The 9,688-nt window shown below is 56.9% G+C and carries 8 protein-coding genes and 1 pseudogene; 5 read left to right on the top strand and 4 right to left on the bottom strand.

All coding sequences use genetic code 11. The features are described 5' to 3' along the window. The first annotated feature begins 1 nt into the window (after position 1). From CDQ92_RS18285 to CDQ92_RS18295, 3 genes are read left to right on the top strand one after another with little or no spacing between them, the layout of a single operon-like run. Entirely contained in the window at positions 2-3,253 is a 3,252-nt protein-coding gene (locus tag CDQ92_RS18285) for an Eco57I restriction-modification methylase domain-containing protein (RefSeq protein WP_088443344.1), read from the top strand. Between the two features lie 46 nt (positions 3,254-3,299). Beyond that, positions 3,300-3,770 (top strand): hypothetical protein, encoded by a 471-nt coding sequence (locus CDQ92_RS18290; RefSeq protein WP_144035820.1) that lies wholly within the window; start codon positions 3,300-3,302, stop codon positions 3,768-3,770. 51 nt (positions 3,771-3,821) lie between these two features. Beyond that, positions 3,822-5,315, top strand: coding sequence for an AlbA family DNA-binding domain-containing protein (locus tag CDQ92_RS18295; protein WP_158213890.1), 1,494 nt, complete (start codon positions 3,822-3,824; stop codon positions 5,313-5,315). Positions 5,316-5,546: 231 nt separating this feature from the next. On the opposite strand, the gene CDQ92_RS18300 is transcribed toward CDQ92_RS18295, so the two are convergent. Together CDQ92_RS18300 and CDQ92_RS18305 are read right to left on the bottom strand one after the other, a co-directional pair. Continuing rightward, positions 5,547-5,777 (bottom strand): hypothetical protein, encoded by a 231-nt coding sequence (locus tag CDQ92_RS18300; protein WP_088443352.1) that lies wholly within the window; start codon positions 5,775-5,777, stop codon positions 5,547-5,549. After that, entirely contained in the window at positions 5,761-6,141 is a 381-nt protein-coding gene (locus CDQ92_RS18305) for a hypothetical protein (RefSeq protein WP_373289657.1), read from the bottom strand. Before CDQ92_RS18305 ends, CDQ92_RS18300 begins: the two co-directional genes overlap by 17 nt. Between CDQ92_RS18305 and CDQ92_RS18310 the strand changes: the two genes are divergently transcribed. Then, positions 6,035-6,289: a helix-turn-helix transcriptional regulator gene (locus tag CDQ92_RS18310; RefSeq protein ID WP_088443473.1), complete on the top strand. Its 255-nt coding sequence runs from the start codon at positions 6,035-6,037 to the stop codon at positions 6,287-6,289. The two genes, CDQ92_RS18305 and CDQ92_RS18310, sit on opposite strands and share 107 nt — an antisense overlap. 646 nt (positions 6,290-6,935) lie before the next feature. Here the strand turns inward: CDQ92_RS18310 and CDQ92_RS20950 are convergent. Next, the gene (locus CDQ92_RS20950) at positions 6,936-8,183 is read right to left on the bottom strand and encodes a hypothetical protein (protein WP_144035821.1); all 1,248 of its coding nucleotides are present in this window, start codon (positions 8,181-8,183) and stop codon (positions 6,936-6,938) included. Further along, positions 8,153-8,934: pseudogene (locus tag CDQ92_RS18320) on the bottom strand (IS5 family transposase). Before CDQ92_RS18320 ends, CDQ92_RS20950 begins: the two are co-directional and overlap by 31 nt. Before the next feature lie 267 nt (positions 8,935-9,201). On the opposite strand from CDQ92_RS18320, the gene CDQ92_RS18325 reads away from it, so the two are divergent. Continuing rightward, positions 9,202-9,510: a hypothetical protein gene (locus tag CDQ92_RS18325; protein ID WP_144035822.1), complete on the top strand. Its 309-nt coding sequence runs from the start codon at positions 9,202-9,204 to the stop codon at positions 9,508-9,510. Positions 9,511-9,688 lie beyond the last annotated feature (178 nt).

Below are 9,688 nucleotides of genomic sequence, written 5' to 3' on the forward strand. Positions count from 1 at the left end.
CATGGCACTCAACAAGGCGACAGCCACTACCCATCTGAAAGCGTTTGATTTCGCTACCCTGTTTATCGAGGAGCTGGGCTGGGACCGTCCGGCATCGCGGCAGCCCGAGACCACCGAAGTCGATGGCGAACGCTTCACGCTTTCGCCCGTCGCAAATAAGCGCGGCGTCCGCATCTTCCATTGCCCGTCTATTCCCGAGGGCAAGACGCGAAAGAAGATCGAGCGCGAGCTGACGAAGAGCGTGTTCGAACATCTCATCATCTTCACCGACGCGGAGAGAACGCAACAAATTTGGCAATGGGTTGAGCGGATTAGCGGCAAGCCCGCCGCTGTTCGAGATCACATTTGGCGGACGCAACAAAGCCCCGAACTAACGCTTCAAAAGCTGGAACACATTACGTTCCCGCTTGAAAATGAAGAGAGTCTAACGCTGTCGGGCACGGTCAACAGCTTGAAAGACGCGTTTACCCGCGAGCAAATCACCCGTCGCTTTTTCGGCGAGTTTCAGACGCAGCACGCAGCATTCCTCTCATTCATAAGAGGATTGGAGGCAGCGACAGACCGGCAATGGTATGCTTCACTGATGCTCAACCGCCTGATGTTTGTCTATTTTATTCAGCGCAAAGGATTTCTCGATAACAATCAGAACTATTTGAGAGAGAAGCTGTCTCAAGTCCGGGCCGAACAGGGCACTGGTCAATTCCACAACTTCTACCGAGTTTTCCTGCTGACATTGTTCCACGGCGGGTTAGCAATGCCCGCGAGTGGACGTGATGCGGCGACCCACGCGCTGCTTGGCACCATACCCTATCTCAACGGAGGGCTATTCGAGCCGCATATTCTCGAAGCTGAGGGAAGCAACATTGAAATCGCCGACGAGGCGTTCGAGGCGGTTTTTAACTTTTTTGACCGCTATGACTGGACGCTTGATACCCGTCCAATCAGTCGTAGTGACGGTAAAGAGATCAACCCCGACGTTCTGGGCCATATATTCGAGAAATATATCAACCAGAAGCAGATGGGTGCTTACTACACCAAGGAAGATATCACCGATTACATAACTAAGAATACCGTCATTCCTTGGCTGTTCGAGAATGCACTCACCCATGACAAGGTGGCTTTTGAGGCCGGGAGCGCGGTGTGGCGGATGCTCTCCGAAAATCCAGATGCCTATATCTACAAGGCTGTGAAGCACGGGGCAGATGAACCGCTGCCCGGAAACATCGCGGCGGGTATTGCCGACGTGGCGAAGCGCGGTGATTGGAACAAGGCCGCGCCCGTAACGCACGGCCTGCCCACTGAAATCTGGCGCGAAGTCGTCGCGCGGCGCGAACGCTATGAAGCCATCAAGGCCAAGGCGGCGGCGGGCGAAATCGCCTCGATTGAGGATTTCATTACCCACAATCTCGATATTCGCCAGTTCGCGCGCGATGCCATCCAATATGCCGAAAGCCCCGATCTTGTCCGTGCCTTTTGGAAAGGCATATCGGCAATCAAGGTGCTTGATCCCGCCTGCGGGTCAGGCGCGTTCCTGTTCGCCGCACTCGGCATCCTTTACGACCTTTATGACGCCTGCCTTGAACGGATGGAGCAATTCGTTGACTCCGCGCCAGACGGAGGCGGGCAGCGCCAGCTTTATTCCGATTTCCGAACGGTGCTGGACCAGATCGAGCGTCATCCCAACCGGCCCTATTTCATCTATAAATCAATCATCCTCGACAACCTATACGGTGTCGATATTATGGATGAGGCGGTAGAGATTTGTAAGCTCCGCCTGTTCCTCAAACTCGCTTCGCAGCTTGAGCGCGCCGACCAGATCGAGCCACTTCCCGATATTGATTTCAATATCAGGTCGGGGAATACACTGATTGGTTACACGTCATTCGCCGATGTGGAACGCGCGACGAATGCAGCCGGTCTCGATTTCGATGGTCGGGCTGCAAAGATAAAAGCAGACATGGAGGATTACGCTTCGGCTCTGGACAATTTCCGCTTGCAGCAAACGAGTTTTGGGGGCGAAAATACACCCGCAGCGAAGGTAGATTTGAAAGGACGACTAGCGGTATTGAAACCGAAGCTCGACCGTTACCTTGCCCAAGATTATGGCGTGGGTGCGGGTGACGATTTAGCCAATGCTGCTAAATTCGAGACGTGGAAAGCTAGCCATAAACCCTTTCATTGGCTGATCGAGTTTTTTGGAATTCTCACGGGCGGCGGATTCGACGTGGTGGTCGGCAATCCACCCTACTTAGAAACACGGGAGATCGACTACCTTCCGAAAGGGCTGGCGACGCTTGATACGCGTGCGGTGCATGCACTTTTCATTGAGCGTGCTGAGTCGCTGTTATCTCCGACAGGTAGCACCAGTATGATCCTCCCTATGTCTCTGGTTTCAACTTCAAGAATGAAAGCCGTCCAAGCGATTATCGAAAATGGGCGTCAGACGTGGTATTCAAACTTTGCTTGGAGGCCTGCAAAGCTATTTGATACGGTCAATCGCGCTCTAACGATATACGTCGCGAACCCAAGCACTAATCCAGAAGTTCACACGACTGGCTACATCAAATGGACGGCAGACGCGCGTGATCAGATCATTTTTAATCTGCAATATATAGCTGCGCCTATTAAACGGTTGTCGTTCTGGGTTCCGAAGTTCCAGCACCGGATTGAACCTGCAATGCTCGCTAAGGTTATAGGTCAGCCCCACACCCTTGAACGGATATGGGGCAGCGGCGCAAGCCAAGTTTATTATCGCAACACGGGTGGCCTTTACTGGAAGGTTTTCACAATTGAACGGCCCCGTTTTTTTGTGAATGGTGTTGCCGGGAGCTCATCGCGTGAAACTCGTTTGCCACTTCGTGATGGATTTGATCCACGAGCCGTCGCAGCCATCTTGAGTAGCACCACATTTTGGTGGTGGTATACCATTGCTTCAAATTTACGCGATTTAAATCCCGCCGATATTCAGGCTTTTTGTGTTAATGATGCTATATTGCACGACCCAGAACTCATAAAGGCCGGAGAAGAGTATCTGAACGACTTAGACCGAAATAGCCTCATGCTTACACGAGAGCAGCGCCAGACTGGAACCACCCAAACGCAATCGTTCAAAATTCAACGATCCAAGCCGCTGATCGACAATATCGACTGTTTATTGGCACCACATTATGGGTTTAGCGACGAAGAACTCGATTTCATTATCAACTACGACATCAAATACCGCATGGGCGCAGACGAGAACGATGCCGAGTGAGCCGCCCATCGCGAACGATGCTGCGTCGGTGTTGGCCCGTGCGCCCATGGCATTTTTCTGTTCTAAGGCTTGCCCCGGCGACCTCATCTTAAAAGCGCAGGATTGGGTCAATGCGCGGGGGCCGAAAAGCGCACCGGTAATCGGCGGTTTCCAAACCCCCATCGAAAGCGACGTGCTGCGGATTTTGCTACGCGGAGCCGCACCCGTCATCATCGATCTCGCCCGTGCAGTGCAGGGCTATCGTTTGTCTCCCGCACTCAAAACCACCGTCACCGCAGGCACCGCCCGGATCATCAGCCCCTTTGCTGCCACCCAGACCCGCACCACCGCCGCCACCGCCGAGGCCCGCAATCGCCACATCCTGACGTTTCGCGAGTCAGTCCTGATTGCCCATGCAGCGCCGGGCGGAAGGACGGAGAGCCTCGCTCACGAAGACGCCGCGCTTGGTCTGTCGCGCCAAACGTTAAAACCCCCCGCTAACGCCAACGTGATTGCGCATGGCGCGGTGGCAGTTTGAGCCATGCCTAGACGCAGCATCACCGATGAAGAGATTGGCCTTATCAAAGCCATGTTGGCGCGCGGCATGGCGAACAAGGCCATCCAATTCTATTTCAACCGGCAGGATCGTGCGGTCAATTCGGGCCGCATCAGCGGGATCAAGCACCGTGATTATGGCCCCGAAGTGCCGAAGGCCAGCGATGAAGCCTTGTCAGCCTTCATCGCCAACTTCGCGTCTCCCGAACTCTCTGCCCCTGGCATCGTCGTCGAAACCACGCACGCCGCACCGCTGGATGCGATGGACGAAAAGATGCTGCGATCCTTCTTTGCCAAGGATGCAAACGGCGTATGGCGCTGCACCGCAGGCGAAACCGACGAGTTTGAATGCAAGGAAGGGTTCAGCCTCCGCAACTTTAGCAAGCCGCTGCGCACTATCGCCGGATTCGCGAATAATCGCGGCGGTTATCTGTTTTTCGGGGTGAAGGACAAACCGCTCGGCTTCGCCGTTAGCGGTCTGGCGGATGGCCGTTTCACCGATACCGATCAGAACAAATTCAGCCAGACGATCCGTTCCGTGTTGGAACCCACACCGCGCTTCCGCGTCGCCAGCCTTAAACTCGACGCCATGACGGTCGGCGTGATTCACGTTGAACCGCATAGCGCTAAGCCAGTCATCGCCAGCAAGACCGAGGGCGATGTTGCCGAAGGCGCGATTTATTTTCGCTACTCTGGCGAAACCAAAGCCATTTGTTACGCTGATCTGCGCACCATCCTTGATGAGCGCGATCAGCGCAGCCGTGAGGCGATCTTGCCGATGGTGCAGCGATTGCTCGAACTTGGCCCCAAGGATGCGATGGTCGCCAACCTGGCCGATGGCCAACTGGAAGATGGAGGGCGCCCCATCTTGATTGACCCGCAATCGCTTGAACGGATCAAATTCATCCGCGAAGGGGAGTTTGATGAAGTGGATGGGGCGCCTACGCTCCGCGTCATCGGCGACGCACAAACCGTTCCCGCCGAGATACTCGCGCCAGTGCGGACCGTGCGCGAGGAAGTGACCGTCGATGCGATCTTGCGAAATTTCATAAACCGAAATCCAGTGGAGCAACCGCTATCATATTTCAGTCAGGTCAGCCATGAGGCAGGCTGGATTTTACCGATCTTTTATTATCTCCATTTGGCCGGGCAATCTCGGAAGGGCGCGGTTGCGGCGTTGCAGGCGAGCAAGATTGCGAAGCCAAAAACGCGAGACGAGCTTATCAAATTGCTCAATGGCAAGCGTACGCTGTATTCTAGGCTAGGCGGACATCGCGGCGCGGCGTTCAATCACATAACACACACCCGCAACATTTCGATTTCGACCGAGCGCCAAGCGAAAGAAGTCTGCTCGGCGCTGACCGGCATGGGGGAAACTGATCGGACATCCTTCGATCTTTTTCACGACCTGTTGGGATCGAGCTTAGCAGTGTGGGAAGCCAGCGACGGCGATCGAGACTTGTTGGGCTACATCCGTCGCGCTGCCTCACGCCTTGACGAATTGGAATATGGCGCCTTGGTTGAGTAACCAACCGGCACGTCATGGCAAAAGTGCTGTTATGCCACGACTGCGGTGCAGAGTGTGTCGTACCTCCACGTCTGATGGCAGGGACGTTGGTGACGCCATTCTCAAAAGTTCACGAACGGCAGGTTACGAGGGAAAGTCCTTGGCCGGCATACAACTTAGATGAGGCGCAAGCAGGACATGTCGAATTGACTTTTACTGGCCGCGCCACAACGCGGACGACTTCGCCAAGTGTTAGCTCCAAACCGCAACGCCGATCAGGGCAAGGAGCGCACCGAGCAGAACACCTCCAACGGCCGCCCACGTCGTCCACCAATCCTGCTCCTCGGTCGAGCGGCCTTTCTTGATCATTCCCTCAGCGCGGCCGAGCATGCGCGCAAGCGCCTCGCGCGCTTCCCCAATCGCGGCGCGATCCTCTGCGCGGACGGTGACCGCGGCGTCCGCCAGCTTAGGCGTCGAGTTCAAGCTCGCAATGACGATCGGCGACACCGTGATTGCGGCGGGCATCAAGAGTGGCGGTCGCGCGTTCGAGCCGCTGCTCGGTCTCGATCATCGCACGCGACGTGAACCGCTCTTCGCCGCGCCCGTCCTTGCCGAGCGCAATGAGGTCGGGCGATGCTTTCACCGCGCCCATCACCGCATCGAACTGGATGGTTCCGGCACTATGCCGATGCACAAACATCGCAAGGTCGCGATTGGTGAAAGTGGCCTGACTGTGTGTGATGGCGTCGAGGGCGATCGACGGGTTGGCGAGTAGTTTCTCGCCGTTCCGCCGCGCAATTTCGAGATGCTCTTCGGTGCGGTCGACTTCGAGCCCTTGCTCGACCACCCTCTACCGTAAGATCCAGGCAGCCACCTTCCCGCCGCGGTACAAGCTCGCCGAGCGCTGCTGCGGCTGGCGCGAGTCCCACGTCAATATCTGGCTGCACAACCCGATGACCTTCACGATCGCAGACCTCCCGGACGAACCCGAATAAAAGTGCGGCACCGCAGCGCCTTACGCCGCCGATGCGGCGCGGGGAGGAAACAAGCTTCAGTCCGCGAAGTTCTAGATGAGGACGTAGCCGTCCTCTCTAGCCTGACCGGGGGCACGTACAGCCTCAATTCGGAATGTCGGCGGTTATCTCGGCCGAGGATGAGTAAAGACTCTACCCGTGGCCGCCAGTCTAGATTTGGCAGCACTCGAGTTCAAAGCACCCGGCAGGATCTAGATGTCGTTCTAGAACGGAGAGGAGCGTCGCGTGCGCATCTATTCGGAGATAGAATTGGGGAGGATGAAAATTCCGGCTCAGCTTCCTTAGTCGGTCCAAGCCAACCGGACGGATCGGCGAAACATTTTCTAGCGAGAGAGCTGTCGCCTGCTCACACCCTGCCAGATACTCGTTGTACTCGGCGTAGGAGAGGCCCAGGGTTTGTTCATACCTGTGCCAAAGGGCGTCGGGTGTCATAGTTTCGACAGTTGCTAACCTCGCCACTGCACGAATTGCTGCGACCGGTGCTTTGTCATAGAGCCAGATACGGGTGCCAATGTGGATGCGTGGTGCACGACGCCGCAATTCGACCCGTTTGGTCCCCGCTAACATGCCATCAATGAACCTGCTCTGGACGGAAATTAGTATATCATCAGAGTGAGTCATTCGGCTCGCCAGCTTTTACGATCGCCAGCAGATGATCGGTTGAGATTGCGCGCGCTGTCACAAAGTTAGCACCATCGGCGCACCCGATCCCTCTTAGGGCCGCGAGGGAAACTGGCTTACGAAAAAGCATCAGGTCTTCGAACTCACTAACACACACCTGTGGGCCGACGCCCATGCCTTGGATAACTCTCGTATCCAGTACGCCCTTCGTCGCGGCGTATTGCGAGGCGCTCGCCTTGTCCATCAAATAGCGGCGATTAATCCGCGCGATCGCGGTGGCTGCGCTGCGGCCGCCTCCGGTCGATGACTCATAAAACACAGCGATGGCACCCTCACGGATGATGGAAAAGGTATTTGGGCCACCGATATAACCGCGGACCGAATGCAGGAGCGCTTCTCGTTTGGCGAGCAGCAAGGGTTGCGATGAACCTTCAAACAGCTCTTCCGCATAGGCCTGCGTAATGGGGAGTACGACAGCCGGTCTGTCAGGGAGCACGAATAATGCGGGAGACAACAGCCGCTCAATCTCGGCGAGCGAAGGTGCCGCCGATTTACCAGTGTCATCTTGCATCGCGATCGGCTGAGCCAAACCAGTGAAACGGGGACACTCCTTGAGAAATGAAATCTTCGAGCGTTGACGGATTGAATCGGAGATGCTGGTCCAATTGTCCGGCGTGACTGCCCGCCCCAACGCCATCTTCGTCAGCACGCGTGAACGAGGTCCATCGCTTTCGGCCTGGAAGAAGCCGTTGCCGATCGCCGCTTGGCGAACGGTAGGTTGATTTGCTGGAACCGTCAGTCGGAAGGCGGATGGTCCCGAAGAACCCAAATCTCCCGTAATCCGCCCGAGCAAATGCTCCACTCCGATGAGTGTTGCTGGATTGCCTTCGTCACCCCAAAGCCACAGTTCACGATAGCCTGCGCCGCGCGCGGGAGAATCCCAAGCACCCACGGCGCAAGCGTTGTCGTTCGCTCGGACGAGAAACCGGCGGCGCGGAAGCGTTGCCGTGCCTTGGGATAGTACCGAGCGAACTTGCGCGACAGAGGCATGCGCGCGTGTCATGAGCGCGTCGACATCCGCATAGTCGTGTTCTTGCACCGAACAGACCTCAATTTGCATAGAGCCGGCGACGGCAGTGATACTTGTTCCCGCGCCGTACTCTTCTCCCTGATCAGGCGAGAATGCTTCTGGAGAAACGATGTCTAGGTCGTGTTGACAAAAGATTTCAGCCATAGTCGCATGGCGGCGAGGTTGAGGAAGCTCTCGAACGAGAGCAGGGTTTTGTCATAGCGTGTTGCAATGCGTCGTTGCTGTTTTAGCTTGCCGAACATGCGCTCGACGCGGTTGCGGTCCTTGTAGCGGCGATAGTCGGGATGCTCTGGCACCTTGCGGTTCGAGCGAGGCGGGATGATCGGCAGGATGCCCCGGACCAGCAGGCTTTCCCGGAAGCGATCACCATCATATCCCTTGTCCGCGAGCAGCGCCTTGGGTGTGGCGACGGGGATCGCCATCAGCGGTTCGGCAGCAGTGTAATCGGAAGCCTCGCCGCCGGTCAGGATGAAGCCGACAGGCAGTCCTTGATTGTCGCAGCGGGCGTGGATTTTGCTCGTAAAGCCGCCGCGTGATCGACCAAGAGCGTTCGCACAAGCCCCCCTTTTCCGCCCGCTGCCGAGACGTGGCCGCGAACGCTGGTGCTGTCGATCATGTGTTGCCAGTCGTCGGTTAGACCCAGATCGACCAGTGTTTGCAGCAGGGCATCCCAGACACCCTGTTCGGCCCAGCGCCGGAAGCGGACATAGACCGAGTTCCACTTGCCGTAGCGCTCGTGCATGTCGCGCCAGGGGCAGCCGACCCGCAGCACGTGAAGCATTCCATTGAGGAACCGCCGGTTATCGCCCGCCGGCCGCGCCCAACGACCGCGCTCAGGCGGCAGCAGCGGCCCAATCAGATCCCACTCCGCTTCCGACAAATCCCCGCGACCCATGACTGCTCCTCAAAAAGCAGTCTTGAATCAGAAGTCGACGCGATTGGGAATCCCTTTTGTCAACACGGCCTAGTCAGGGTCAGCGGCGAAAGTGGAGTCAATCGAAGGAGCGTTTGCGGGAAGCGCCCTCCGCTAATTAGCTGTCACGCAACTTTAATGACATTCTGCGATTAGTCTCGCCGCCCCGCCGTTTGTTGCGACCCAGACGGCGGGGCGCCCTTCACCGAATCATTGCGAACAAGACAAGAACATCGTTAACGTCGTCCGATGGGCAACCGAGGGCGGCGAGACATTGGATGGGCGCCGGCGCTCGGCAAGATGCTGGAGCTCGGTGTTAAGGCGTTCGCTTGCTGCTCCCGGTGCGGACGCCAACAGCCGATCGACATCGCTGCGCTGATCGAAAAGGTCGGCCCTGACTTCTGCCTGCACAATCGGCGCCAGAAGCCTTGCAAGTTGAAAGATGGCTGCCGGGGCTATAACTACTTCTCGACCGATCGATGGGGCGGCATCATTTCCCCGTTCCGCGACGAGGCTACCGGTGCCAGATGGCTATCGGAGATTAGCCGTAACCGTTGAACTGGCAGATGATGACGAGCGGAGGGATGGCAACGCCGTGGACGACCCCGTTCTTGTCTTATGACTTTTCCGCTGGTTTTAGGCATTAAGGGATGCCCGATCCGGGGTGGCCACCCCGGATCGGGCGGAAGGGGATGGATCGAATCCGTCTCGGTCGTGGAGGACCGTCGATTAGTGT

Origin of the sequence: Sphingopyxis bauzanensis (assembly GCF_002205675.1) — a bacterium.
GTDB classification, from domain to species: domain Bacteria; phylum Pseudomonadota; class Alphaproteobacteria; order Sphingomonadales; family Sphingomonadaceae; genus Sphingopyxis; species Sphingopyxis bauzanensis.

Bases quoted from the DNA above. Each gene is read 5' to 3' on its own strand.
- CDQ92_RS18295 (WP_158213890.1), top strand. From the start codon at position 3,822: ATGTTGGCGCGCGGCATGGCGAACAAGGCCATCCAATTCTATTTCAAC.
- CDQ92_RS18325 (WP_144035822.1), top strand. From the start codon at position 9,202: ATGGGCAACCGAGGGCGGCGAGACATTGGATGGGCGCCGGCGCTCGGC.
- CDQ92_RS20950 (WP_144035821.1), bottom strand. From the start codon at position 8,183: ATGGCTGAAATCTTTTGTCAACACGACCTAGACATCGTTTCTCCAGAA.
- CDQ92_RS18290 (WP_144035820.1), top strand. From the start codon at position 3,300: ATGGCATTTTTCTGTTCTAAGGCTTGCCCCGGCGACCTCATCTTAAAA.
- CDQ92_RS18285 (WP_088443344.1), top strand. From the start codon at position 2: ATGGCACTCAACAAGGCGACAGCCACTACCCATCTGAAAGCGTTTGAT.
- CDQ92_RS18310 (WP_088443473.1), top strand. From the start codon at position 6,035: ATGGCGTCGAGGGCGATCGACGGGTTGGCGAGTAGTTTCTCGCCGTTC.